Origin of the sequence: Gluconobacter sp. P5H9_a, from assembly GCF_018812085.1 — a bacterium.
Classification (GTDB): domain Bacteria; phylum Pseudomonadota; class Alphaproteobacteria; order Acetobacterales; family Acetobacteraceae; genus Gluconobacter.
On the sequence record NZ_JACRVW010000006.1, the window covers coordinates 15,951 to 41,972 of the forward strand.

General features: G+C 57.6%; 24 protein-coding genes. 16 read left to right on the top strand and 8 right to left on the bottom strand.

Annotated elements, in window-relative coordinates; genetic code table 11:
• The first annotated feature begins 11 nt into the window (after positions 1-11).
• The 3 genes from KP708_RS07900 to KP708_RS07910 are packed head-to-tail and all read left to right on the top strand — an operon-like array spanning position 12 to position 1,521.
• Positions 12-698 carry a metallophosphoesterase gene (locus tag KP708_RS07900; protein WP_215748799.1) on the top strand — a complete coding sequence of 229 codons (687 nt, stop codon included), beginning with the start codon at positions 12-14 and terminating at the stop codon, positions 696-698.
• The gene (locus KP708_RS07905; RefSeq protein ID WP_215748800.1) at positions 688-1,005 is read left to right on the top strand and encodes a chorismate mutase; all 318 of its coding nucleotides are present in this window, start codon (positions 688-690) and stop codon (positions 1,003-1,005) included. The genes KP708_RS07900 and KP708_RS07905 overlap by 11 nt, the downstream gene beginning before the upstream one ends.
• Positions 1,006-1,521, top strand: a complete 516-nt coding sequence (locus tag KP708_RS07910) for a histidine phosphatase family protein (protein WP_215748801.1) — start codon at positions 1,006-1,008, stop codon at positions 1,519-1,521.
• 19 nt (positions 1,522-1,540) lie between these two features.
• Here KP708_RS07910 and KP708_RS07915 read toward each other — a convergent pair whose 3' ends face one another.
• Positions 1,541-3,286 (bottom strand): Hint domain-containing protein, encoded by a 1,746-nt coding sequence (locus KP708_RS07915; RefSeq protein WP_252347208.1) that lies wholly within the window; start codon positions 3,284-3,286, stop codon positions 1,541-1,543.
• 262 nt (positions 3,287-3,548) lie between these two features.
• Here KP708_RS07915 and KP708_RS07920 point away from each other — a divergent pair, with 262 nt between their 5' ends.
• Entirely contained in the window at positions 3,549-4,850 is a 1,302-nt protein-coding gene (locus KP708_RS07920) for a citrate synthase (protein WP_215748802.1), read from the top strand.
• A 24-nt stretch (positions 4,851-4,874) separates the two neighbouring features.
• Here KP708_RS07920 and KP708_RS07925 read toward each other — a convergent pair whose 3' ends face one another.
• Complete coding sequence (locus KP708_RS07925) at positions 4,875-5,111, bottom strand: hypothetical protein (protein WP_046899580.1); 237 nt, start codon at positions 5,109-5,111, stop codon at positions 4,875-4,877.
• Positions 5,112-5,285: 174 nt separating this feature from the next.
• Between KP708_RS07925 and KP708_RS07930 the strand changes: the two genes are divergently transcribed.
• Positions 5,286-6,032: an orotate phosphoribosyltransferase gene (locus KP708_RS07930; protein WP_215748803.1), complete on the top strand. Its 747-nt coding sequence runs from the start codon at positions 5,286-5,288 to the stop codon at positions 6,030-6,032.
• A 5-nt stretch (positions 6,033-6,037) separates the two neighbouring features.
• Positions 6,038-6,874 (top strand): glutamate racemase, encoded by an 837-nt coding sequence (gene murI, locus KP708_RS07935; protein ID WP_215748804.1) that lies wholly within the window; start codon positions 6,038-6,040, stop codon positions 6,872-6,874.
• Between the two features lie 49 nt (positions 6,875-6,923).
• Here murI and KP708_RS07940 read toward each other — a convergent pair whose 3' ends face one another.
• Positions 6,924-7,979 carry a polyprenyl synthetase family protein gene (locus KP708_RS07940; RefSeq protein WP_086634068.1) on the bottom strand — a complete coding sequence of 352 codons (1,056 nt, stop codon included), beginning with the start codon at positions 7,977-7,979 and terminating at the stop codon, positions 6,924-6,926.
• A 147-nt stretch (positions 7,980-8,126) separates the two neighbouring features.
• On the opposite strand from KP708_RS07940, the gene KP708_RS07945 reads away from it, so the two are divergent.
• The gene (locus KP708_RS07945) at positions 8,127-8,966 is read left to right on the top strand and encodes a tRNA1(Val) (adenine(37)-N6)-methyltransferase (protein ID WP_252347209.1); all 840 of its coding nucleotides are present in this window, start codon (positions 8,127-8,129) and stop codon (positions 8,964-8,966) included.
• Positions 8,967-8,984: 18 nt separating this feature from the next.
• Here the strand turns inward: KP708_RS07945 and KP708_RS07950 are convergent, their stop codons facing one another.
• A complete protein-coding gene (locus tag KP708_RS07950) occupies positions 8,985-10,010 on the bottom strand; it encodes a ribonucleotide-diphosphate reductase subunit beta (RefSeq protein WP_046899852.1) in 1,026 nt (341 codons plus the stop codon).
• A 276-nt stretch (positions 10,011-10,286) separates the two neighbouring features.
• On the opposite strand from KP708_RS07950, the gene KP708_RS15740 reads away from it, so the two are divergent.
• Entirely contained in the window at positions 10,287-12,857 is a 2,571-nt protein-coding gene (locus KP708_RS15740) for a YfhO family protein (RefSeq protein ID WP_252347210.1), read from the top strand.
• Positions 12,858-12,924: 67 nt separating this feature from the next.
• Here the strand turns inward: KP708_RS15740 and KP708_RS07960 are convergent, their stop codons facing one another.
• The gene (locus KP708_RS07960) at positions 12,925-14,778 is read right to left on the bottom strand and encodes a ribonucleoside-diphosphate reductase subunit alpha (protein WP_252347270.1); all 1,854 of its coding nucleotides are present in this window, start codon (positions 14,776-14,778) and stop codon (positions 12,925-12,927) included.
• Between the two features lie 439 nt (positions 14,779-15,217).
• Here KP708_RS07960 and KP708_RS07965 point away from each other — a divergent pair, with 439 nt between their 5' ends.
• Complete coding sequence (locus KP708_RS07965) at positions 15,218-15,649, top strand: OsmC family protein (RefSeq protein ID WP_086634066.1); 432 nt, start codon at positions 15,218-15,220, stop codon at positions 15,647-15,649.
• Between the two features lie 16 nt (positions 15,650-15,665).
• Here the strand turns inward: KP708_RS07965 and aroC are convergent, their stop codons facing one another.
• The gene (gene aroC / locus KP708_RS07970; RefSeq protein WP_215748806.1) at positions 15,666-16,748 is read right to left on the bottom strand and encodes a chorismate synthase; all 1,083 of its coding nucleotides are present in this window, start codon (positions 16,746-16,748) and stop codon (positions 15,666-15,668) included.
• A gap of 1 nt (position 16,749) precedes the next feature.
• Positions 16,750-17,601 carry an enoyl-ACP reductase FabI gene (gene fabI / locus KP708_RS07975; protein ID WP_034881234.1) on the bottom strand — a complete coding sequence of 284 codons (852 nt, stop codon included), beginning with the start codon at positions 17,599-17,601 and terminating at the stop codon, positions 16,750-16,752.
• Between the two features lie 290 nt (positions 17,602-17,891).
• Between fabI and pdxH the strand changes: the two genes are divergently transcribed.
• The 7 genes from pdxH (at position 17,892) to KP708_RS08010 (ending at position 24,565) form a co-directional block, all read left to right on the top strand.
• Positions 17,892-18,494 carry a pyridoxamine 5'-phosphate oxidase gene (pdxH, locus tag KP708_RS07980; protein WP_215748807.1) on the top strand — a complete coding sequence of 201 codons (603 nt, stop codon included), beginning with the start codon at positions 17,892-17,894 and terminating at the stop codon, positions 18,492-18,494.
• A 42-nt stretch (positions 18,495-18,536) separates the two neighbouring features.
• Positions 18,537-19,421, top strand: coding sequence for a universal stress protein (locus KP708_RS07985; protein ID WP_046899585.1), 885 nt, complete (start codon positions 18,537-18,539; stop codon positions 19,419-19,421).
• A gap of 75 nt (positions 19,422-19,496) precedes the next feature.
• Positions 19,497-20,207 carry a polysaccharide lyase family 7 protein gene (locus tag KP708_RS07990; RefSeq protein ID WP_215748808.1) on the top strand — a complete coding sequence of 237 codons (711 nt, stop codon included), beginning with the start codon at positions 19,497-19,499 and terminating at the stop codon, positions 20,205-20,207.
• Positions 20,208-20,260: 53 nt separating this feature from the next.
• The gene (locus tag KP708_RS07995) at positions 20,261-22,126 is read left to right on the top strand and encodes a glycosyltransferase N-terminal domain-containing protein (protein WP_215748809.1); all 1,866 of its coding nucleotides are present in this window, start codon (positions 20,261-20,263) and stop codon (positions 22,124-22,126) included.
• Positions 22,123-23,106 carry a tetraacyldisaccharide 4'-kinase gene (lpxK, locus tag KP708_RS08000; protein WP_211509157.1) on the top strand — a complete coding sequence of 328 codons (984 nt, stop codon included), beginning with the start codon at positions 22,123-22,125 and terminating at the stop codon, positions 23,104-23,106. Before KP708_RS07995 ends, lpxK begins: the two co-directional genes overlap by 4 nt.
• The gene (locus KP708_RS08005) at positions 23,103-24,017 is read left to right on the top strand and encodes a lysophospholipid acyltransferase family protein (protein WP_215748810.1); all 915 of its coding nucleotides are present in this window, start codon (positions 23,103-23,105) and stop codon (positions 24,015-24,017) included. Before lpxK ends, KP708_RS08005 begins: the two co-directional genes overlap by 4 nt.
• Before the next feature lie 164 nt (positions 24,018-24,181).
• Positions 24,182-24,565, top strand: a complete 384-nt coding sequence (locus KP708_RS08010; protein ID WP_174694759.1) for a hypothetical protein — start codon at positions 24,182-24,184, stop codon at positions 24,563-24,565.
• Positions 24,566-24,680: 115 nt separating this feature from the next.
• Here KP708_RS08010 and KP708_RS08015 read toward each other — a convergent pair whose 3' ends face one another.
• Complete coding sequence (locus KP708_RS08015; protein WP_371822651.1) at positions 24,681-26,018, bottom strand: penicillin-binding protein activator; 1,338 nt, start codon at positions 26,016-26,018, stop codon at positions 24,681-24,683.
• Between the last annotated feature and the right edge of the window lie 4 nt (positions 26,019-26,022).

Sequence of the window (26,022 nt, forward strand, 5' to 3'; positions counted from 1 at the left end):
CCGCCCCGATCATGACGCGAATCCGTGACCACGGTATTCGTGTGGTGGGAGACGTGCATGGTGATCTGAACGCATTCCGTCACGCGACTGCGACTGAACGCTTCGTCATCCAGCTGGGAGATCTGGTCGATCACGGCCCAGACAGTGCCGGCGTGATGGAGCTGATGCTTGATCTGCTGGAAACAGATCGCGGGCTTTTTATTCTCGGCAATCATGACCGCAAGCTGGGGCGCGCGCTGGAAGGTCGTCGCCTCAGGCGTGATCCGCCCCTTGAAGAAACACTTCGGCAGTTTTCCCTGCCGGAATATGAAGGGCTGCAGCAGCGCACCTATGAGGCGATTGCTGCAGCTCCGACATGGCTCCGACTTGGACGGGCGCTATTCGTGCATGGCGGGTTCCATACCGCCATGCTGTCCGAAGCGCCTGTTCCGGGTCTGGGCGAAATGTCTGCCCCCCTCTCTCGCGCCCTTTTTGGTGAAACCACCGGCCGCATGCAGCCGGACGGATATCCTGAACGCCGCCTCACCTGGATCAACCGCATTCCGGACGGAATGACGGTCTATGTCGGCCATGACCGCCGCTCGACTGACGGACGCCCCTGGCGCCGGACCGGGCGCCTTGGCGGCACGGCTGTCTTTACAGATCTGGGTGCTGGAAAAGGCGGCCACCTTGCATGGATCGATATCAATGACTTCTGACAGCTCTTCCGCCCTCGCAGAACTTGAGCGCCTGCGTGCCAGCATCGACAATATTGACGCCGCCCTGATTCACATGCTGGCAGAGCGGTTCCGCTGCACAAAAGCCGTTGGCGAACTCAAGGCACGTTCCAGCCTTCCTGCCGCGGACCCCAACCGTGAAGCCCGGCAGATCGAACGCCTGCGCCAGCTTGCGCGGGACGCACATCTGGACCCTGATTTTGCTGAAAAATTTCTGGCATTCGTTATCAGGGAGGTCATTAGACATCACGAAGCGATTGCCGCCCAAGCCCACCACGGTACACGCTGAATGGCCGAACGCCTGCTCCTCGTCCTGCGGCACGCTGAAGCTGGCCCCCATCTTTATTCGGGAGCGGGTGATATCGAGCGGCCACTGACTGCGACGGGCCATCAACAGGCGGCAAGAATTGGTGCTCAGCTTGCGGGGCTGGAGCTACCTCATCCCTTTCAGGTGATTTGCAGTTCTGCCCGTCGAACACAGGAAACGGCAAAGGGCGTTCTTTCCGCTCTGCCTGATACGATTATTCCGCAGATTGAAGGCAACCTCTACGGAGCAGGTCTCGACACCCTTTACGGTTTCATTCACGCGACATCGGATGATATCCGGACGTTGCTCCTCATCGGGCACAATCCTGCCATAGGAACATTGGCTCATGATCTTGCAGGAGCCGCTCTCAAGAATGATGCCTTTGCCGCACTGAGATACGGGTATGCACCAGCAACCCTGACAGTCTTTCAGACAGCAGAAGGCTGGGTCAATGTCCGACCTTCCACTGTTCAAGCCAGTCAGGTTCTTACGCCCTGACTGGCTTAATCAACTACATTCAGGCGCAGAGAAGAGTAAGGCGCCTTTCGGCAGGTTCAGGCTTTACATAAGGTCCAGCCTCAACCACCTCAATTTCGAGCACTCCGGCTTCCGTCGCTGAACGCAGCCCAAGTTCAAGGAGAGCACTGCCGTTCGTCCACCGCATGCCGGACGGATCTGCGGCATACCAACCGTCAGCTTGTTCAGGTTGCAGTAGCATAAGCTCGCGCATGCCCTGCCCATCCCAGAGACGGATTGCTCTCGTCAGAACACCAAGCACCCGCCTGTCATCCAGATAGGGGCCAACCGAATCACACAACCGAGATGCCTGTGACACCAGACGGACAGCACGCGCGCCCCTCGGTAGCGAAAACAGGAAGCGTCCTTCAACCTGCCGCATGGGAGCAATGCGCTGGCCTGCTTGCGTTTCAAGGTGCAAATCATGTGCACGCGTTGTTTCAACTGCGCACGCAACAGTGAGGCCAAGCTGTTCAGAGCGCTGAGCCAGACGGGCATGAACAGGCTCTACGACTGCCCGACCCGTCACCAATGGCGCAGAAGCGTCATGCACCCAGCTTTTCGTAACAGTTGAGAAGTGAGCAATGCTCCCTGGCTGAGCAAAGCTGTTGCGATTTCCTGTGTCGAGATAGCTCTCTGTGTTCAGACCGTTTGCCACGATCACATCATGATGGGCTGTCTCAACATGGTAGTAGTCATAGGACGTAATGTCTGTTGCGTAAGCAATGCTGCCGCCATTTACGAGCATACGCACTGGAATGAACACATCATCCAGATAGAGGCAATGCTCTGGCGTCAGAAGCAGATCCGTATGGGGGGTACCTTCGGCCACAGCACCTGCACAAATGCGGACCGGATATCCTGCCATATCAAGATGTGGCCCTTGGCGAACCTGCGCTTTCTTACTGCCAACCCAACTCAGACGCTCAACCTGCTCGGCACCATCCCGAATGACCACAACATCATCTCCGGCACGCAGGTCTTCAACAGCGACCTCACCAGCCGGTGTCTGGATCAGGCTTCCTCCAAGAAAGCAAACCGGCCCAAGCGCAGCGATTGTTGAACCGTCATCATCTTTTGTCAGGGTTACACCATTGCTGCTGTAATCGCCCTGCATCCGTGTGGAATAAATGGTGTTTCCAGCAGATGTGACGTTCAGATAATAAGCGCCCCCACTGCTGACAAACGTCGCCGTCTCTCCGTCCGAATAGCTCAGTCCGTCTAGATCAATCCGTCCACCTGACAACAAAATCGTCTCACTCAGGGTGCCTCCGCTTTGCAGTGTCAGCACCGCACCTGAGGAAATGACTGTTGTATCGGCAATTGCTCCCGACGCGACATAGAACGAGGCTCCGCTGCGGACCTCAGCATGATCGACAATAGACCCTGGCAGAGCCGACAGAGTAGCGCCCGGGTTCAGCTGTGTATGGGTCAACTGGCCGCCTGAAGACGTAACCTGCATTCCGCCGCTGCTGACGGCTACATTGTAGGCATGGCCGCCGTTCGTAATGGCCTGGAGCCCCCCGGACAGAACAGTCGCATTGTAGGACCTACCTGCGGAGCCGACTGTCAGGGTTCCACCATTACTGATGGTAAGAAAACGATCTTCTCCCCTGTCAGAAACAGTACCCCCACTCACAACAGTCACCCTCTGAACAGAACCACCATTTTCAACGGTCAGAATGTTACCCTCTCCGCTGACGATACCCCCGGAGATTGCCTGACCTGAAGAAACTATCTGAGACATGAAGATCCTGTTTTGATGGAAAAGGAAATCGCAGATTTTCTAAACCTGACGATGTGAAGAGCGCGGGTTGTAGCGGAAACGCATTCAAAAACACAATTTTATTAACAAAAACTTTAAGGCGCGCGGTTTCACGCCGTTTTTAGGTTTCCCTGCTTTTTTTGAGCCCTTCGACGGCCCGACAGGTAGTGTCTCTGGACAGGGAAAACCCCTACACCCTAAACTTTGACTCTTCCCGTCACTCTGCCAGACAGGCGCTTGTTCCATGCACGATCCAAAGTCCGAAACTGCTACCCTTCATGCTGGCGGCGCTTCCATGCAAGCCCCTCTTCTGAAGGGCACCATGGGACCGGACGTCGCGGATCTGCGTGGAATCCAACAGCAGCTTGGTATATTTTCCTTTGATCCCGGCCTGACGGGAACGGCAACCTGCACCAGCAAGATCACATTCATTGACGGGGATGAGGGAACGCTTCTCCACCGTGGCTATCCCATTGAAGACCTGGCTCTCAATGCCAGCTTCACGGAAACTGCTTATCTGCTGCTTTACGGAGAGCTGCCGACAACGGCGCAATATCAGGCTTTTCAGGCTGATATGAACACCCACCGGCTGCTTAACGAGCAGATCCGGAATTTCTTCAACGGTTTCCGCCGCGACGCTCACCCGATGGCGATCCTGTGCGGCACCGTCGGCGCGCTATCAGCATTTTATCATGATGGTCTGGATATTTCACAGGCCGAAGACCGCGATCTCTCTGCCCGCCGCCTGATTGCCAAAGTGCCCACCATCGCCGCATGGGCTTATAAATACTCCATCGGAGAGCCCTTCATCTATCCGGATGAAGAGATGTCGTTCTCCGAGAATTTCCTGCACATGCTTTTCGCCAGACCAGGCAACCACTACCGGGTCAACCCGGTCCTGGCACGCGCCATGGATCGGATCCTGCTTCTACACGCCGATCATGAGCAGAACGCATCAACCACAACGGTTCGACTGGTTGGTTCTACCGGCGCCAATCCATACGCCTGCATCTCTGCCGGCATTGCTGCGCTCTGGGGGCCTGCCCATGGAGGGGCCAATGAAGCTGCCCTAAACATGCTTCAGTCCATCGGAACCCGTGAAGGCATCCCTGCCTTTCTGGAGCAGGTCAAAGACAAAAATTCCAGTGTTCGTCTGATGGGCTTTGGCCATCGCGTCTACAAGAGTTTCGATCCGCGCGCGAAAATCCTACAGGCGACGTGCCATGAAGTGATTTCCGAGCTTGGCCTGGAGCGCGATCCGCTGCTCGACCTTGCCAAGGAACTGGAAAGAGTGGCCACAGAAGACGATTATTTCGTCAGCCGTAAGCTCTATCCGAATGTGGATTTCTACTCAGGTCTGATCCTGAAAGCTCTCGGAATTCCGACAAGCATGTTCACTGTTCTATTCGCGGTTGCGCGGACAGTGGGCTGGGTCAGCCAATGGAAAGAAATGATTGAAGATCCGGCCGGGCGGATTACACGCCCTCGCCAGCTTTACGTAGGGGAAACAAAACGGGAGTTTGTTTCCATGGGTGACCGGGGCTGAAAGGCCCCTACCACACGGGCTGGATTAGCAATCGCAGCCCGGAGTCTGACCATCGGCCTTGCGGACGACATGATGGTCAATCCATTCCGCAACAAGGCGGCGTGCTTCCGTGATGGAAGATTCGGGGTGATGGATACGGTAAAGCGTCGTGCATGCGGCAAAGGCCTGCATGTCCGGCTGACCGACCTCACGCAGTTCCTGATAGGCGGTGACAACTGCACGTTCGCATTTCCGGCCGATCCGGCTGGTTTCGATGCTCACTTTTGATCCTGCTTCAGAAGAGGAAAAACGGTCTTACTCCTTAGGGGGCAAGGCCTGACTGCGCAAGCATAGATTGGGTCCCCCTATAACAGCAACAAGTGCATACGAATTTGGCACTACCCTTTGCGTCTTGTGGCCGGTAAACCACAGAAAACGACGTCAGTGGAGACCATCATGACACAACATGGAGAGAGCCCGATCGCGGGTCGCACCCAGTGGGACCGGGACGCAGCCCTGACCACCGCCCGCATCCTTCTGGAGATCAAGGCCGTCAACTTCCGTCCGGAAGAGCCTTACACCCTGACGTCAGGCTGGAAGTCCCCGGTCTATATCGACTGCCGCAAGATCATCTTCTTCCCGCGTGCCCGCACCAAAATCATGGAGTTGGCTGTTGAGAAGATCGGACGTCACATCGGCTATGAAAGCATCGATGCGGTTGTCGGCGGCGAGACGGCAGGTATTCCGTTCGCTGCGTGGATCGCGGACCGCATGATGACGCCGATGGCGTATGTCCGCAAAAAGCCGAAGGGCTTTGGCCGCAATGCGCAGATCGAAGGTGATGTGCCCGATGGCATGCGCACCCTGCTGGTCGAAGACCTGACGACAGACGGCGCGTCCAAAATCCGATTCGCCAATGCCCTGCGCGATGCAGGCGCCATCGTGAACCATACCTTCGTCGTGTTCTTCTACGGTGTCTTCCCCGGCGCTCACAAAACGCTGGCAGAGATGGACATCTCCCTGCACGCCCTGTGCACGTGGTGGGATGTTCTTGAAGCCTGTGCAGGCGGCGATTATTTCTCTGAAAAGGACAGTGCCGAGGTTCGTCGCTTCCTTGAAGATCCCTGTGGCTGGTCCCGCAAGCATGGCGGTGTTGGCAGCGCCGAAGAAGCGCTGGCGCTCAAGGCCAAAGCAGAAGGCTGACGCCCGTGGGCTCTCCTGCCCTTTTGTCCCGATGCCTTGTTTTTGACTCGGGCATCGGGGGGATGGGTGTCGTTCAGGCTCTGCGCGACATCCTCCCCGCCCTCACGATCGACTATCTGGCCGACACCGCGCTGTTTCCGTATGGGGAACAACCTGATGATCGCCTGACCGGCCGCATCGTCAGCCTGCTCGAAGCGGCCTGCCGTGACGTCCAGCCAGACGTTCTGGTGATTGCTTGCAACACGGCGAGCACTATCGCCCTGCCGGCGCTCCGGGAACGTCTCTCCATCCCCGTTGTCGGATGCGTCCCCCCTATCCGCTGGGCTGGACGTGTTTCCACGACCCGGACCGTTGGTCTGCTGTCCACGTCAGCAACAGCCCGGCGCCCCTATGTGCTGGAACTGCATCGGGAGTTTGCCTCGGATTGTCGTCTCATCACCCATGGTGCGCGTGGACTGGCTGATCTGGCCGAACGCGCCTTTCTGGGCGATGACATTCCGGATGCAGACGTCGAACGCGAACTGACGTGCCTGTTCGAACAGCCTCATGGCGAGGACATCGATACCGTCGGGCTTGGCTGCACGCATTACACATTCCTGATGCCAGCGTTTCAACGCCTTGCACGCCCCAATCTGAACTGGCTTGACCCGGCACCAGCCGTCGCCCGTCAGGTGCGGACTGTGCTTGAGACCTTAGCACCCATCACAACAGACAACGCTGCAGCACCGCCCCGGCTTTTTATGACAAGCGCACCATTCAATGCGCTACGCCTGGAAGCCGCCGTAAGCCGTTTAGGTTTTTCGGAATGGTCTCTTTTCAGCCCGCTCGCACTGACGGCCTGAGAGCAAAGTCTGCGTCAGCCCTGAGCGGACTCACGCAGAACAGAGTTTTTTAGCGCGCCCGATTCACCGTGAACTGAACAGTCTCAATCAGGAGGCGACGCAATTCGCTATCCGGGAAAATGGACAGGGCTTCAACAGCCGCATCCGCATAGACCTGCGCCCGGGCGATCGTCGTATTGATTGCACCGGTTTTCGCAATCAGGTTCAGCGCGTGAGGCAGATCTTCCTCGGTCTGCTCACCTTCCCCGATAACGCGCTCCCAGAACACACGCTCTTCCGGTGATCCGGCCTCGTAGGCGGCCAAGACTGGCAGGGTGATCTTGCCTTCGCGCATATCATCGCCAACGGTCTTGCCCAGAACCTGCTGGTCTGCGGCATAATCCAGCGCGTCATCAACAAGCTGGAACGCCATGCCCAGATTGGTCCCAAACTGCTCCAGAGCATCCTCTTCGGCATCCGGACGCTCGGCCACAACAGCACCGACGCGGCAGGCCGCCGCAAACAGTGCGGCCGTCTTGCCGTGAATGACTTCGAGATACCGTTCAACAGGCGTCGTGAGGTCGTTCTGCACAACCATCTGAAGGACTTCGCCCTCAGCAATCGTTGCAGACGCATCTGACAGGATCGCCATGACCTTCAGGGAGCCGTCTGCCGTCATAAGCTGGAACGAACGGGCGAACAGGAAGTCCCCCACCAGAACGGACGCCTTGTTGCCGAACACGGCATTGGCCGAAGCCAGACCGCGACGCAGGGTGCTCTCGTCCACCACATCATCATGCAGCAGAGTTGCGGTGTGAATGAACTCCACGCAGGCTGCGAGCCCGACATGACGCTGATGGTCAGGGCCTGGCTGATAACCACACAGCCGTGCTGAAGCGAGCGTCAGAAGGGGGCGAAGGCGCTTGCCGCCAGCAGCCACCAGGTGAGCGCCAAGCTGCGGGATCAGGGGGACAGGGCTCTCCATCCGCGCGATAATGGCGCGGTTGCAAGCCAGCATGTCCTCTTCGAGATAGGCTGACAGCGCTGACAGTGCGCTTTCGCCACCTGTACCCTGAACCACAGCTTTATCAACGGTCACGGCAGCATCCGGTGCGGCAGAATCCAAGGGTCTTTACTCCAGTTCCTGCACACTATCCCAGGACTGCCCAGGACCGTGCAGGCACGATATGATGTGGCGTATCCCTGCTCGTTCTTCCTGTCTGGAAAAGCGACCAGGCCATATTAACGCCGGACGACAGGTTGGAATGACCATATGAGCGGCAGCAGGAAGGTGGTCAACCCATTGCAGCCCCCTAAGGCCCATCTGAAGAGCACTTCCCCCCTTTCTGAAAACGAAAGGGACGGAACATTGCTCAACGGACGACTCCACTACCGACAATTTCGGAAGGGCTATCGCACGGGGCTTGAGCCCGTCCTGATGGCGGCAGCGGTCCCTGCACGAGCCGGAGAGACTGTTCTGGAGGCAGGATGCGGTGCAGGAGCAGGCTTGCTATGCCTTGCAGCACGGGTTGCTGGCGTGAGCGGCATTGGGCTAGAGGCCGATGCGGATACAGTACAATTGGCAGCTCACAATTTCCTGAACAACCCATTTCCAGACTCGCGAACATCGCTTTCGGCTCTTCAGGCCGTGCTCCCGACGATCCCATCATCTTTGCGAGCTCTGGCTCCGACAGCCAATGGTCGCTTCCATCACGTGATGGCCAATCCTCCTTGGCACAGCGCGCATGGTACGCCCTCCCCCGACGAACGGCGGCGGTTGGCTCTCAGCGCAGAAGACACCGACCCACAGGCCTGGATCCGCAGCCTCACCCGCTGGGTTCTGCCCGGTGGAACACTGACGTTCATCATATCCGCAGCGATCACGGACAGAGCCTGCCAGACGCTTTTGGAAAACGGGAGCGGTTCAATCCAGCTCTACCCCTTCTGGCCCAAACAGGGGCGGGAAGCGAAGCTGGTGCTAATCCAGGCCATCCACGGCGGCAAAGGCATCTTTCGCCTGCGTCCGGGACTGATTTTGCATGAAGAGGATGGCCGCTTTACCGATGCGGCCGAACGGGTTCTGCGACGGGGAGAGAGCCTGCCCGAAAGCTGACTCTTCCCTATCCGCAGATTATTCGAAGACGCTGCCTTCGAAGGCTTCTTCCCAGGTGCCGGACGTAGAGGCACGGGAGTATTCCGTGGAACGGTTTTCGAAGAAGTTGGCGTGCTCAACAGCGTTCAGCATGTCATCAATCCACGGGAGCGGATTTTCTTCCTCACCATAAACCGGATCAAGACCAAGCTGCGTCAGACGACGATCCGCAATGAAGCGGATGTAACGCTTGACGTCTTCCGAGGACATTCCCTCAACCGGGCCCATTTCAAAAGCCAGATCAATGAACGCGTCTTCATGCTCAACGGTCGTGCGGCAGATTTCCTTCAATTCTTCACGGAAATCTTCCGTCCACAGTTCCGGATTCTCACGAATAAACGTGCGGAACAGACGGATCATGGACAGGCAGTGCAGCGTTTCATCACGCACGGACCAAGAGACAATCTGCCCCATGCCCTTGAGCTTGTTGAAGCGCGGGAAGTTCAGCAGGATCGCGAACGATGCGAAAAGCTGAAGCCCTTCCATGAAGGCGCCGAAGGCCGCCATGGTCTTCGCGATCTCACGCTTGTTGTCGATGTTAAACGACTGCATGAAATCGTATTTGTCCTTCATCTCCTTGTACTTCAGGAAGGCCGAATATTCTGTTTCGGGCATCCCGATGGTATCGAGAAGATGGGAATAGGCCGCAATGTGGATCGTCTCGATGTTCGAGAACGACGACAGCATCATCAGCACTTCGGTCGGCTTGAAGACCTGGCTGTAATATTTCATGTACGCGGAATTCACTTCCACGTCCGCCTGCGTGAAGAAGCGGAAAATCTGCGTCACGAGATGCTGCTCGGCTTCCGTCAACGTACGGTGCCAATCTTTCACGTCATCAGCCAGCGGAACTTCTTCCGGGAGCCAGTGAACGCGCTGCTGGGTTAGCCAGGCATCATAGGCCCACGGGTAGCGAAACGGTTTGTACACCGGGTTCGCAGTCATCAGGTCATAATGCTGCTCGGTCGCTGGCGTTTCGCCAGCATTCGGGGTCGTGTTGCTCATGACCTTACTTTCCTCAAAGACACGTTTTCAGTGCACCTTACCTCTCCTTACGGAAAAGCCACAGACGCACGAATAACGTGTTTTCTCAATATCTTAACCAGGACAAAGGCTTTCCATCAAAGGGCGCTAAGGTACGCAGCCTGTCTGGCCTTTGGGTTTCCTGCTGCTCCAAGCATAGCTTCGGATGCGATCATAGTCACGCGTCACAGCGCAATCTCTTGAAGGACCGGAAGGCTGTAGTTATGCAAAGAACACAATCCTCCCGGCGGAGCTTCCATGCCCCAGAAAACGCGTCGCTTCTGGCCGCGCTCTCACCTTCTCGCGCTGATCCTCCTGCCAATCTGCATCTACCTGCCGGAGTGGCTCGGATTACGCTCCAGCGACCCAATGATGACGACGTCACTAATGGTGCAGAACTCTGCGAATGCCGCGAAGGGACTAATCCCGGGACATCCAGGCTGGATCGACGGTTGCGCAGGCGTTTTCGTAGAAGCCCTCGGCCGACTTGTGGCGCACGACTGGGTGCATGGTGTCATTCCTTGGTGGAATCCCTACAGCGGTGTCGGCATGCCTTTGGCGGGCGAATACCAGCCTGCCGCATTTTTTCTACCATTCGTGCTGTTTCTGGGGCTGCCGAATGGTCTCCTGATGATGAAGTGCACTCTGCAAATCATCGCGGGCCTGTCCACATATGCATTTTTGAAACAGCTGCGCCTCGATCCGCGCGCCGCGCTGATCGGTGGCCTGCTCTATGCTTTCAACGGCACCTATGCATGGGCTTCGGACGGCCCGTCTGAACCCCTCGCCTTTCTGCCTCTCGCTCTCTATGGCGTGGAACGTGCCCGAACCGGGAATTGGGGCTGGCTTGCTCTAAGCCTGACCTATCTCCTGTTGGCAGGCTTTCCCGAAACTGCCTTTCTTTTAGGACTGATCGCGCTCGGGCTTGCAGTTCTACGCTTTTTCCAGACTGCTCCTGGCAGCAGATCCCGCTTTGCCCTTCACATCTGCCTTGGGGGCCTCACGGCTGGTTTGATTGCCGCCCCGCAACTCCTCGCTTTTCTGACATTCCTACCCCATGCTGACATCGGTGTTCACGGCGGCATCAATGATGAGACCCTGCCGCATCAGGCATGGTCGATGCTGCTATTCCCCTACATCAACGGTCCCATATTCTACGGCTCCGAATTGGATGCATGGTATGCCCTAGGAGGCTATTGCGGGCTTACTCTTCCGTTTCTGGCTTTATGCGCCATTGGGGGCAACAACGAGCGAGGGCTGCGCTTCCTGCTGCTCGGCATTTTCCTTGCTGTAGTAGGAAAACAAGCCGGTGTTCCGGGGCTTACTCAACTCGTCGATCTGGTGCCAGGACTTGGACACACCGTATTCTTTCGCCTTTGCGAACCCATGGTGGAAAGCTGTCTGATCCTTCTTGCAGCCTTCGCCCTCGATGACATGTTCCGTGGTGTGTGGCGCCGCAGAGCAATCATCCTGTCTGCTTGTGTGATGAGCGCCCTGATTGTCACGACCTATGGTCTGGATCATCAGTTCCTGACTAAACTTCGTTCGGTTTCCGAAGGAGCAGTTTCCTCCCACATCTATGCAGTAGGATCGCTGACTTTTGGCAGCCTCTGCTTGGCTGTTGTGGTTTTTCTTGCAGTGAGCCGGAAACATCCGAAAATTATTGGAACGGTTCTCTTTTGTGAGACCCTTTTATTGTTCGGATTTCCTCTTCTAAGCGCCTATCCGGAACAACCCCATCCAGACCAACGCCTTATTACGGCACTACAGGGTGAAACCGGCCTACAGCGCTTCGTGACCATTGGCCCGATTGAGCCAAATTATGGCGCTTATCTGCGGATCGCCTCTATCAATCACAACGCCATTCCCACGCCGAAAGCATGGATCGAGCGCCTGAAACAGGACTTCGGCTCAAAAGTCGACGCCGTAACCTTTAATGGCTCCTATCCTTTTGCTGAAAACGGGGATGCCTTTCTGGAAGCCTCTTTAGCCCGGCATCCTGATCTATTTGCCAAACTCGGCGTGTCAGCCCTGCTGGTTCCTCCGGGTCATGGCATACCAAGCATTGCGCCCTACCCCCTAGAAAACCGCCAGCCAAACGGCTTTCCTCTGACGCCAAACGCCCCAGAAGTCACAATCAATATTTCATCATGGGAAAAGCCGGTCAGCCGCCTGGCAACGCTGCAACTGGGCACTTACGCTGGCAACTCGAATGGAATTCTGATCCTGTCCGTTTGTTCCAACACGCAATGCGCAACGGGTCAGACACGGCTGAAAGAGGCCACAGACAACGGCCTGACGTCGATCGAACTGGATAAAATCATTCCAGCCGATGCCCACACCCTGACATTGAGCCTCAAAGAGGCCACCACAGACGTTATGATCTGGTCCACCGTGAAGGATCATGTGGCTTGGCCGCGCATCCGCTTTGAGACAGATGCTGTGCGCGAAGCCATGATGCCCATCCTACACACGGGAACCGGAGATCTCATCCGACTGAAGAGCGCTGCCCCCTATTTTGAGACTGAAGCAGCCTGCACCCTTACTCTGAAAGACCGGGAGACGCTTGCCGCAAACTGCCCGGCGCCGACTTATCTTATCCGTCGCGAGGTCATGCTGCCGGGATGGACGGCCGAGGTGAATGGCACTGCCATCGTCCCGGAAGTGTGGGACGGGTTATTTGAACGTATCCCGCTTCCTGCAGGACCGACCCGGATCCACTTTCATTTTGCACCTCCAGGCGCAACATTCGGATGGATCGCTACAGCACTGGGGCTCATCCTGCTCTGGCTGGGTTTCCGTCGCGTCAGAGCGTCTGACACGCCCTGAGAACATAAAGAAACCCGGCTCCCCAAACGAGGAGCCGGGCTTTTCAAACCGATAGTACCAACCTGCCTTACTGACAGGCGAGGCACTCGTCGTAATCGCCACTGCTCATTTTGCCACGCGGAGCAGCCTGCACGGTAGCTTCGTACTTCTCGTCGTCCAGAATGTCGCTCTTCACGGCCAGCGTGGAGACCGCATCGGCCCGCTGCACTGACAGGGAACGGCAGTAATACAGAGACTTCAGGCCTTTCTTCCAGGCCTGGAAGTGGATCTGATGCAGGTCGCGCTTATGCACATCCGCCGGCAGGAAGAGGTTGACCGACTGTGCCTGACAGATGAACGGCGCACGGTCTGCGGCATGCTCGACAACCCAGCGCTGATCCAGTTCGAAGGCCGTCTTGAAGACGTCCTTCTCATCTTGCGTCAGGAAGTCCAGATGCTGAACGGAGCCTTTGCTCAGGGTGATGTCAGACCACACCTTGTCCGTGTTCTGGCCGCGCTCTTCAAGGATCGTGGTCAGATGACGGTTACGGACCGAGAACGAGCCGGACAGGGTCTTCTGAAGGAAGACGTTGGCACTGATCGGCTCAATACCTGGGCTGGCATTACCCGTGATGATGGAAATGGATGCCGTCGGAGCAATCGCCAGCTTGTGCGAGAAACGCTCCATGAAGCCGTATTCCTCGGCATCCGGGCACGGGCCACGCAGTTCCGCCAGCTTCTTTGACGCCGCATCGGCCTGAGCGCGGATATGCTGGAAGATCTTTTTGTTCCAGACCTTCGCCATCACGCTCTCGAACGGGATCATCCGGGCCTGAAGGAAGGAATGGTATCCCATCACGCCAAGACCGACAGAGCGCTCCCGGGCAGCGGCATACTTGGCACGCGCCATGTCGTCCGGCGCACGGTCAATGAAATCCTGCAGAACGTTGTCGAGGAACAGCATGACGTCCTCGATGAACTGCGGATCGTCCTTCCACTCGTCCCACGTTTCCAGGTTTAGGGAAGACAGGCAGCAGACAGCCGTCCGGTTCTTACCATGATGATCGATACCAGTTGGCAGCGTGATCTCGGCGCAGAGATTGGAGGTCTTGACCTCAAGCCCGGCCAGCTTGTGATGCTCGGGGCGGGCGCGGTTCACATGATCCGAGTAGATGACGTACGGCTCGCCCTGCTCCATACGGGCCGTCAGGATGCGAATCCAAAGCCCACGCGCGGAAACCTTGCGGATGATGCTGTGATCCTTTGGAGACAGCAGGGGCCATTCTTCGTCAGCCTCAACAGCCCGCATAAAGGCATCTGTGACCAGAACGCCATGATGCAGGTTCAAAGCCTTACGGTTTGGGTCACCACCCGTCGGGCGGCGCATTTCCGTGAATTCTTCGATTTCAGGATGCCAGACCGGCAGATACACAGCCGCAGACCCACGCCGCAGGGACCCCTGCGAAATGGCCAGTGTCAGGCTGTCCATCACGCGGATGAACGGAATGACGCCGGACGTCTTGCCGTTACGACCGATGTTCTCGCCGATTGAGCGCAGATTGCCCCAATAGGAGCCAATCCCGCCGCCCTTGGACGCCAGCCAGACATTCTCGTTCCAGAGACCGACAATACCCTCAAGGCTGTCTTCCGCTTCGTTCAGGAAGCAGGAAATCGGCAAACCGCGGGACGTTCCACCGTTAGATAGAATCGGTGTAGCTGGCATGAACCAGTGGCGCGAAATGTAATCATAAATACGCTGGGCATGGCCCTGATCCGCCCCGTAATAGGACGCAACACGCGCAAACAGATCCTGATAATGCTCGCCCGGCAGAAGGTAGCGGTTGTTCAGAGTCGCCTTGCCAAAATCCGTCAGAAGCGAATCACGTGAACGATCCACACGGACGGCATGATGACCCGGAAGCTGCACGACATCATCGAACATGTCCGGCGTTTCTTCCCCCTCCCCAACGGCACGCTCGCCAACAGGATGGTCAACAGGCGGAAGCACGTCATGCGGGCGGTCGGCCGTATGTGGCGTGTCCATCGTCACGTCATGAAGTGTCATTGCGCTCTGCTCCGGCAGTCTAATTTTTTCGATTTGATGCCCCTCCAATTCCACACCCGCGCCCGTCACTGCAAGCGAACTCTTCTCTTGCAAATTGGAAAGAGCTGTGAATTTGGAGTCATCCATATCTAGGGGCATAAACGATCCACACCCCTATATATTGGGGCAATCGCAGAAAACCGCCATAGGTTCCCATTCATCCCCAAGGAGGCTTTTCCTGAGTGGCATCACAACCACACCACACGGCTTTTTCACGGCAACGTTTCCTGTCTGGTCACGTTGGAGACAGCATCCCCCAACACGCGGAGAGCGTCTCATGACCATCAACAAGAAAGCTTCGGCCCACTGGAGCGGCACCATTAAGGAAGGCAAGGGCACCATCTCGACGCAGAGCGGCGCCCTTCAAGATCAGCCTTATGGTTTCAACACGCGATTCGAAGACAAGCCCGGCACCAACCCGGAAGAACTGCTCGGCGCGGCTCACGCCAGCTGCTTCACAATGGCGCTCTCTCTGATCCTTGGTGATGCAGGCTTTACAGCCGACTCCCTCGATACGGAGTCGACAATTTCCCTGGATAAGGTTGGCGATGGCTTTGCCGTCACGAAGGCCCATCTGACGCTTCGTGGCGTGGTGCCGAACGCGACTGAGGCCGACTTTCTCGATGCCGCCAACAAGGCGAAGATCGGCTGTCCGATGTCCAAGGTTCTCAATACAGAGATCACCCTGGACGCCAAGCTCGCCAGCTAAAGTTTAAAGGCTGGGATCAGTTGTCCCAGCCACACTGCGCATAATTACGCAGCAGGTGATCTGCCAGAACGCAGGCCATCATGGCTTCCGCCACAGGCACGGCACGGATACCGATGCACGGATCGTGTCGTCCCTTGGTGCGAACTTCCACCGAATCCCCTGCACTATTGATGCTCGGCACGGGCGTCAGGATTGAACTGGTTGGCTTGATGGCAAAGCGAGCCACGATCGGTTGCCCCGTGGAGATGCCTCCCAAGATGCCACCGGCATGGTTGGATGCGAACTGCGGCCCGGGCGCAATCGGATCAGCATTCTGCTCACCACGAAGAGCCGCGACAGCAAAACCATCGCCGATCTCAACGCCCTTCACGCCATTGATGCCCATCAAAGCACCAGCAAGGTCTGCGTCCAGCTTGCCATAGACTGGCGCACCGAGGCCCGGCGGCAAGCCTTCCGCGACAACTTCAACAGTGGCCCCGATGGACGATCCATCCTTACGGACAGAGTCGAGTAGCTCTTCCCATGGACCAACGCTCGCAGCATCCGGGCACCAGAGCGGGTTGCGCTCCACTTCGTCCCAGTCCCAGCGGGAGAGATCAATAGTCTGACCGCCGATCCCTGTCAGAGCTGCGCGAATCTTCAAGCCTTCCCCAACCAACGTTTTCAGCAGCACACGAGCGACAGCACCCGCTGCGACACGCATGGCCGTTTCACGAGCGGACGAGCGACCACCCCCCCGATAATCACGTATGCCATATTTCAAATCATAAGCAATGTCGGCATGACCCGGACGATAGCTCTGGGCAATCTCACCATAGTCTTTCGACCGCTGATCGGTGTTCTCGATCATCAGCGAGATCGGCGTGCCAGTCGTCTGGCCTTCAAACACCCCCGACAGGATCCGGACCTGATCCGGTTCCCGACGCTGGGTCGTGAAGCGGGACTGTCCCGGTCGACGGCGGTCGAGCCAAGGCTGAATGTCCGCTTCGGACAGCTTCAGGCGGGGTGGACAGCCATCTACGACACAGCCAATGGCCGGCCCGTGGCTTTCACCCCAGGTGGTGACACGAAAGAGTTGCCCGAAGCTGTTGTCTGACATGTCAGTCCCCGGAGCTGACAGCAGCAATGTCCGGAGCTGCCGGGTTCTTCATGCCAACCGTATGGTATCCGCAATCCACATGATGGATTTCGCCCGTCACGCCGCTGGAGAGGTCGGAGAGCAGGTACATGCCCGAACCGCCAACGTCCTTCAGGGTCACGTTACGCTCCATCGGGGCGTTGAGCTGGTTCCACCGCAGGATGTAGCGGAAGTCGCTGATGCCATTGGCCGCCAGCGTCATGATCGGGCCTGCGGAAATACCGTTCACGCGGATATCGTCACGACCCAGATCAGCAGCCATGTAACGCACCGATGCTTCAAGAGCAGCCTTGGCAACGCCCATGACGTTGTAGTGCGGCATGACGCGCTCGGCGCCGAGATAGGTCATGCTCAGGAATGACCCGCCAGCGTTCATCATGGCAGACGCACGACGTGCGACGGACACGAAGGAGTAGCAGGAAATATCCATGGCTTGGAGGAAGGCATCACGCGGCGTGTCGATGTAACGACCACGCAGGTACTGCTTATCTGCAAAAGCAATGGCGTGAAGCACGAAATCAATCTTGCCCCACTTCTTTTCGATCTCGTCGAACGTGGCGTCGATTGCGGCATCATCGCTGACATCACAGGGCAGGACCAGATCAGAGCCAACGCTTTCTGCCAGCGGACGAACGCGCTTGCCAAGAGCCTCACCCTGATAGGTGAAGGCCAGTTCCGCACCCTGTGCAGCACAGGCGCTGGCGATTGCCCACGCGATGGAGTGCTTGTTGGCAACACCCATAATGACACCGCGCTTACCCTTCATGAGGGTGCCGGTCACTGGTGCCGGGATGTTGTCTTCTGTTTCAGACATTGTGGTTTCCTGAATCGCGTTGGCGTGTTAGCGCCGTGGTCGCACAAGAGATGCCAGCAAACAAGAGTAACACGACACTCAATGCCCCTTCGACGGCAGTTTCCAGCCGTAGTGTGGATTTCAGGCCCATGAGGCAGGTCAAGGCATTTGCTCTTCCTTTCTCTATATAGTGCACCCAACGTCATAATTCAGAACCAGAACCTGACAGGGTCTGTTCCGGGTCCCGGACGGAACCGCTATGGTTCTTAAATCGCCCTTTCGGGCCGGCAACGCTGCTTCAGGAGACTTCCATGTCCTCTCTGCCTCTCATCGATCTGACTGCTGATCCGTTCGTACTGTTCGCAGCATGGATGTCAGATGCTGAAGCGTCTGAGCCTAATGATCCCAACGCCATGGCCGTTGCGACATCAACGCCAGACGGTCGCCCTTCCGTCCGCATGCTTCTTCTCAAAGGGGCAGATGAACGCGGGTTTGTCTTCTATACCAACGTGGAGAGCCGCAAGGGTGGCGATCTGCTGGCCAATCCGCATGTCGCCCTGCTGTTCCACTGGAAGTCCCTGCGTCGGCAGATCCGGATCGAAGGACCGGTTACGCAGGTCAGTGACGAAGAAGCAGATGCTTATTTCGCCAGCCGGTCGCCGATGTCCCGTTTGGGAGCCATTGCGTCTGACCAGTCTCGCCCACTGGACGACAGAAGCACTTTTGAAGAACGCCTGAAGGCGGCTGAAGAAAAATACGGCAATGGCCCAATCCCGCGCCCGAACAACTGGACAGGTTTCCGCGTTGCTCCAGACGCCATAGAGTTCTGGCAGGACCGGCCTTTCCGCCTCCATGACCGAGCATTATGGACTCGTGATGGATCTGAATGGAACGTCACGCGTCTTTATCCGTAAAGATAGAGAACACCCTTTTCCCAAGGTGGGGAGCCTTACGTTATGCTTATCGAAATCAAGAACATCCTTCTCCCCCTCACCGGGGCCGACGATCTGGATTCAGTCATGTCGGTGGCCCTGGATTTTGCCCGTCGTTTTGATGCACACCTGTCTGCTGTCGTTGTCGGATCAGACCCGACCGAAGTTGCCACACTCGCTGGCGAAGGCATTTCTGCCGGAATGGTGACGGAAATGATTGATGCGGCGGCCACGGAAGCCCACCGCCGCGCCATCAGGATCCGACACAGCTTCGACAGCTTCGTGCATAATAACGGACTTCGCCGCGTCGAAGCCTCCAAGATCGGCATGTCCATTGGCGGCGGTGTCAGTGCCAGCCTCGAAGTGCTGGACGGCACGGAACATGATGCTCTGACATGGCGCTCACGTCTGGCAGACATGACGCTCGTGCCCAATCTCATTTCAGCCACTGACCCGCGCGCATCAGAAACACTGCATGCCATTCTTTTTGACAGCGGGCGTCCTCTGGTCATTGCTCCGCCCATTGCTCCGAAAACAGTAGGCAGCCGCATTGCCATTGCCTGGAACGGAACACCCGAGTCTTCGCTTGCACTCCGCTGCATCCTGCCATGGGCGCATACCGCGGAAGGCGTTCAGGTTTTGACATGCCAGGAATATCAGCGTCGTGGCCCTACAGGCGACGATGTTGTCCGTTATCTGCGTCTGCACGGCATTTCCGCTACGACACGCGCCTGCGACCCCATCAATAAGGATGTCGGTGCGGGCCTGTTGAAGGGGGCTGAAGATTTTGGCGCCGATATGCTGAGCATGGGGGCCTACTCCCACTCCCGTCTTCGCCAAATGATTCTGGGGGGCGTGACCCGTCATATCCTTGAGAACATGAAACTCACGGTTCTCATGAGCCGCTAATCATGCGTCCTTTTCGGGAGTTCTGCGTTGAAACAGTCATCTGACGTCACAACCAGAACCCCGGAAGGACACATTATGATCTCCCGACTTGCTGGCCCAGCTTTTTGCCTGAGTGCTCTGATCGCCATGCCGGTGCATGCCATGGATGTCCCGCAAGCGCCGGACATTTCGGCTTTTACACTCCAGGAGCCTGCCAAGCGTCTGGGCCTGCATCTTGTTCCGTCCACGACACTCGGCTCTGGCTACAACACAGCTTTTTATTCCCGCGATCAACAGACAGGTGCCCTGACGCTCACGACTGACGGCCTCCAGCCAGTCATTCGTGGAAAGGTCGCTCCGGAGACGCTTTTGCGAGAAAATACCGCATGGTATTTTCAGCAAACGAATTCTGACATGACGGCGACCGTGCACATTGATCAGCTTCCGCGAAATGGAAAAGTGGTCATTGGCCGCCTGGCGAGCACACAGCATCCAGTGGCAGAACTAAATGTTCAGGGCGACCGGGTCTTTGCACTTGTGGATAATGGTACATCCAAGCAGAGCGTTGTGGTCGGCACGGTTTATCCGCATCAGACCATTCGCTATGAAATTCACACGTCTCCGAATGGTCTGATGCACATCATCGTCAACGGAACAGAAAATCACTTCTCATTGCCCTCTGCCGCGATAGCACAGGGTGTATGGTTTGAAGCCGTGGTCGGCGAACAGGGTTGGCATGCGCCAAGTCACGACGATATGGCCCGGGTAACCTTCACCGGCCTTCAGGTTCATCACGAAGCAGCCTGACAGTCTGTCACAAAGTTTTGCGAGCGCCATCTGACCATGCTACCCGACTGCTCATGATATCGCCCGCTCGCATGATCCATGTCTGGTTAGGTGCCTGTCTGCGCTCCACCCACTGGGATGTCGGAGGAACCATCCAGTCCAGAGCGCTTCTGACACAGGCTAATGAGGGAGTCGTCGTTGCTTTCTGGCACCGCTCCCTGACACTGGCGCCCGCGCTCTGGTTCTGGGCCCGCGAAACTGAACCGAGAATAAAACTGCGGGTCCTGATTTCGCGAAATGCCGATGGCCGCCTGATCGCGGACGCCGTCCGCCCATGGGATATCATCGCCATCCACGGGTCCACATCCCGCAAGGGCAAGGACAAAGGTGGCGCCGCCGCCCTAAGGAGCGCCCTGCAGGAATTGAAGCAGGGCGCATTTATCGCCATCACACCGGACGGCCCCCGAGGCCCTGCGGAGAAGGTTCAGCCAGGGATACTGGCACTTTCGCGCATTTCCCGACGTCCCATCATTCCTCTGGGTCTGGCCTGTAACAGCGTTCGCCTGCCCTCATGGGACGGTCTAGCCTTTCCCCTTCCTTTCGGACGAGGATCTCTTGTTGTGGGTGAACCACTTCTCGAACCGGATCCGGAAACGCTCCGTGTTGCCCTCAACACGGTCGCTCGCCAAGCCGAGGACCACGTCCGCCACCAGAACCTGTCTGTAATGGATCGCATCTGGGGGACGGTCGGCACCCTTCTGGCTCCTGCTCTGACAATCATGCTGCGCATCCGCCTGAAACGGGGCCGGGAATTGCCTGATCGTTTGCGTGAAAGAATGGGTCTGGGAGGTGGTCGTCGTCCGGAAGGTGCGCTGCTCTGGATTCATGCAGCAAGCGTAGGCGAAACCCTCTGTGCCCGACCTTTGCTTGATGATCTTCTGGAAAAGCGTCCGGATCTGGCTGTCCTCTTCACAACCGCAACGGTGACTGGCGCGGAAATTATCAGTCGTCACCCCGAATTTGGACATCGCGTCCTGCATCGTTTCATTCCCCACGATGTACCGCGCTGGTTTGGCCGGTTTCTCAAGCGTTGGAGACCAGATGGTGCCGTCTTCGTAGAAAGTGAGCTCTGGCCCGGCATCATTGCAGCCTGCTACCGCCAGACTGTTCCTGTCATGGTGGTGAACGGTCGTCTTTCGGATCGCTCTGCCCGCCGATGGAAAAAAGCTGCCCGCCTCACCCGAAGGATGTTTTCCCGCCTCTCCTGGGTCGCAGCGCGTGGCCCGGAAGATGCTGCACACTTCCGATCTTTGGGTACAAGATCAGTGTATGAAGATGGGGATCTCAAGCAGGACGCCCCCCCTCTCTCATGTGATTTGCATGAGCTAGAACGGCTACAGCGCGTCATCGGAGATCGACCGGTCTTCGTCGCGGCATCCACTCATCCAGGCGAGGAAGAACTGGTACTTGAAGCAGCAGTACTTGCCCGAGAGAAACACCCCGACCTTCTGACCATTCTCATTCCGCGACACCCCAAGCGCGGGGAAGAACTGGCTGCTCGCTTCAATCTGCCCCGGCGATCAGCTGGTCAGGAACCGGGCACCAAAGATCATGGCTGGATTGCCGACACATTGGGGGAACTGGGCCTGTTCTACAGACTCGCGAATTGCTGCTTCCTGGGCAACTCTCTCGCGGGGAAAGGCGGTGGCCATAATCCTTTTGAGCCACTTCGCCTGGGCATTCCAACGGCAACCGGCCCTCTTATGGAAAACTGGCGGGAAGCGGTTAGCCTGCTGCACGATTATCTTCACATCGTTAAGGATATCGATAGTCTGAGCCAGTGGATCACTGAACCTCATGTCACGCCTTCACCCGCAGTGCTTCAGCGCTCCGTGGTGTCCAGACTAAGCCCCCGCATTCTGGAGACACTTGAACGATGAGACTACGGGCTCCGCGATTCTGGTCCGTCCCGAGGGTAGGCCCTGCGGCATTCATGCTGCGCCCTTTGGCAGGAATCGCGACCCGTCTGACCCGTCGCCGCATGACCCGGGAAGGCTATCGAGCCATAGTCCCGGTACTATGTTGCGGCAACGTGACTGCTGGGGGCACGGGAAAAACACCCCTGACACTGGATCTGGTCCAAAGACTGAAAGATCGTGGACATTCTCCGCATATTCTCAGCCGCGGTCATGGTGGCAGAGAGAAAGGGCCGCTGGAGGTTAATCCGGGGCGTTCGAGCGCCCGCGATGTCGGCGATGAGCCTCTTCTTCTGGCAAAAGCCGCGCCAACATGGGTCGGAGCAGACCGTGCCCAGACCGCGAGATTAGCCATTGGCCAAGGCGCAGACTGCCTTGTCATGGATGATGGCTTTCAGAACCCTGGCCTTCACAAAGACCTCTCCGTTCTGGTTGTGGACGGCGTCGTAGGATTTGGCAATGGGCAGGTTATGCCCGCCGGTCCTCTACGTGAACCGGTGCTGGATGCTCTGAAGCGCGCGCAGTGCGTGGTCATCATTGGGGAAGACCGTCACGGGCTGCTGCTCACCCTTCCCCCATTTCTCTTCAAAGCTCAGGCCAGACTGGTTCCCGGCCCTGAAATCCGCGGTCTGCAAGGCCGGAGAGTTGTCGCTTTCGCGGGGATCGGCCGCCCCGATAAATTCTTCACCATGCTGCAGGATGCAGGAGTCTCTCCTGTTCGCTGCCTTCCCTTTCCGGATCATCATGCCTACTCGGCCAATGACATCCAGCGCCTTGAAACGCTGCGTCGGGAATCCGGAACCACGCTCGTGACCACAGCCAAGGATGCGGTCAAACTTCCTCCCGCTTTCCGGGCGCAGGTCACCGTCATCAACGTTGAGCTTCTTTGGGCGGACCCAAAAGCGCCGGACCATATTCTGGATCTTCTGTTCCCTCACTCATGACTTCAATTCCACATCGGGCGGAAGCCCTGCTTGTGCGCGTCCTGCTGGGCTGGCTGCGCATTCTCCCCCCTGCGGCAGCGTCCACACTGGGTGGCTCCGTCGCACGCCATATCGGACCTCTTATTCCCGTTTCCAGAGTTGCCGACCGAAACCTGCAACTGGCCATGCCACAACTGACCCGGGAAGAACGGGGCAGTATCGTCAAAGACTGCTGGGAAAACCTGGGGCGCACCGTGGCGGAGTTTCCGCATGTAGGCCGATTGAAACAGAACACGCCGACGGGCCCAGGATGGCGTGTTGAAGGATCAGAATATCTGGAAGCCACTCGCGCAACGGGGCGCCCGGTCATTTTCTTTTCCGGCCATATTGGTAACTGGGAACTCATGCCCCCGGTTGTCGCGCGATTCGGAATGCCCTTTGCTTCCTTCTATCGGGCAGCCAGCAATCCGATTGTAGATTCCATCATTCATGCCCTCCGCCGCCAAGCTATGCGCATGGATGTTCCGATGTTCCCCAAAGGAGCCCGTGGAGCTCGCTCTGCGCTGAAGCACCTGTCTCACGGCGGGCATTTAGGCGTGCTTGGCGATCAGAAAATGAATGATGGCATCGAGGCCAGTCTTTTCGGTCGTCCCGCCATGACAGCCTCTGCAACCGCCGTGTTTGCCCTGCGGCATAAAGCCTTGATTGTAACCGGACATGTGCGCCGTGAAGGGCCTGCCAGACTGGTACTCGTTGTGGATCCCCCCATTGATCCACAGCCTACCGAGAATCGTCAGGCAGATGTCCTGAAGCTGACACAGCAACTCAATGATCGCCTTCAGGAGTGGATAGAGCAGGAGCCCGGCTCATGGCTCTGGCTTCACCGGAGATGGGACAAGGCGCTGTATCGGAATATGACAACAACATGTTGAGCCATGCAATTTTTGCATGGCAGATTTGTCACAGTGGGGAAAGTTTATGTCGCGGAAAGGGGTTTTGGCGTCATTTTAGATTGTGAAAGGGGCCGTTTGGATTTTAGCCTGACCTTATCGCAATCCACGGGCTCCCCCGCCCCGCTCTGATGAGGACTTTCCTGATGGCGCAGGCAACTCCCCTATACGATCTTTCACCCGTTTCGATGGGCGGTAATGTCGTGACGTTGAGGCAGGGCGTTCTCCCTCGTCACCGCGAATATCTGTCGCGGTGGCTGGAAGCCGGAATGCGGATGGGTCTCTTCGATGCAGAAATCACACCGACGGATTCCGGGGTCACGAATTTCGATGGAACAACGCCCATTGAGCATGTTCTGGTCTGGGTCCGTGAGAACCCGGATCCAGCCTACATGCTCCGCCCGCAAGGGATGCGCTGGGTCCTGATCGATCATCTACGCAATCATGAACTGGGCAGCTACGCCAGCTTCGAACTGGCTCTTCACACCATTCGCCCGGTTCTGCCGCTGGCCGAGACCTACGCAGCCTGATCTGCGCGGTCAGGATCGCCCCTGACACGCCAGTTGGCTTTCAAGAAAAGCCATAAAAAAACACGCGCCAATCGCCATGGACGCGTGTTTCTGTTTCTGAACCAGCAGTATTTTCTCAGCTTGGACGGACCGCAATGTCCCGCGATGCTGGAACAACGATGCGGGCACCACCGCCGCGCTGAATCTGGAAAATAGCCAGCGCGCGCGTGACATGACCGTCGGCGCGCAGACGGAACAGGCCATCCACACCCATATAGCCGTCCGGACGGGTCAACGCCTGAACAGTCGGGCCTCCCTGCTTCATCAGGTTGCCGGCAAGAGCGGCTGCATCATAGGCGAAATCCGTCACAGGTGATGGCGCCTGATGATAAACCGCTTTGTATTGGGCAACGTACCCATTGCGATCCTTGGCATCGGGCGCAGCATACCAGGCACCATGCAGGGCACTGAGCTTGCCGTCGAACGCCTTCCAGAGTGCTGGTCCCATGATCTGCACCTGGTCTGACGTCACTTGGTCAGCATGTAGCGCAGTGATGATGCGCCCTAGCTCCACACCGGTATCTGCCAGCAGAAGAGCGTCAAACGGAGGGGGCGGCACCACTGGCGCAGCAACTGGAGTTGCTGGTGGCTGCGCAGGCGTTGTCGAGTCGGCAGGCGAATCGGCGGTAGGATCAACAGCCGATGGACCGGTCGGCGTCGAAACCACAGGTGTCGGCGGCTGGCGATTGGCAATATCTGAAAGGGATTTCAGGCCATCGTCGATGGTTTGCGCATCCATGGAGTGGAAAACGATCTGCGGATCTTTCAGGCCGTCATCCCGGCAGGCCCGCTGTAGTCCTTCCGCCATCGCATGCCCCAGCGCGCTATCAGGCAAAAAGGCCGCAAAGTTCTTGCGGCCTGTTGCACGCGCAGCGTCCACCATCCGGCGAACCTGCTGCTCCGGGGTCAGTCCCATGACCCAGACGCCGGGTCGGGCCTGCGTGGAGTCGCTGGTAAACGCCAGCACAGGCTTGCCTGCTTCAACAGCCAGCGGCGCGAGAGCCGCAGTTTCTGTAGCCGTTAGCGGCCCAAGGAGCATGGCGTCGCCACGCGTCAGGGCGTCATGGGCAGCCTGAGCTGCGCCACCAGCAGCATTGCTGTCATGAACGTCCAGCACAGGCGAGCCTTGTGAAGACAGAGCCAGCTTGGCTGCATCACGCATTCGCGCACCGATGGCACTGTAGCGTCCCGTCAGGGGAAGGATAAGGCCAACGTCATGCGCACCAGGAGCCTGGCCAGAGCCGGGAATTCCACCCACGCCAGATGTCAAAGAGGAGTTTCCGCCGGAGCAGGCGGCCAGCGTCAGGAAGGTTCCTGCGGCCAGCCCAGTGCTTACACCCTTGCGCAGACGGCTCATCGGTCCAGAATAGGCCCTTGAGTTCGTCACCGAGGATGCAGATGTCCGAAAAGTCATGTTC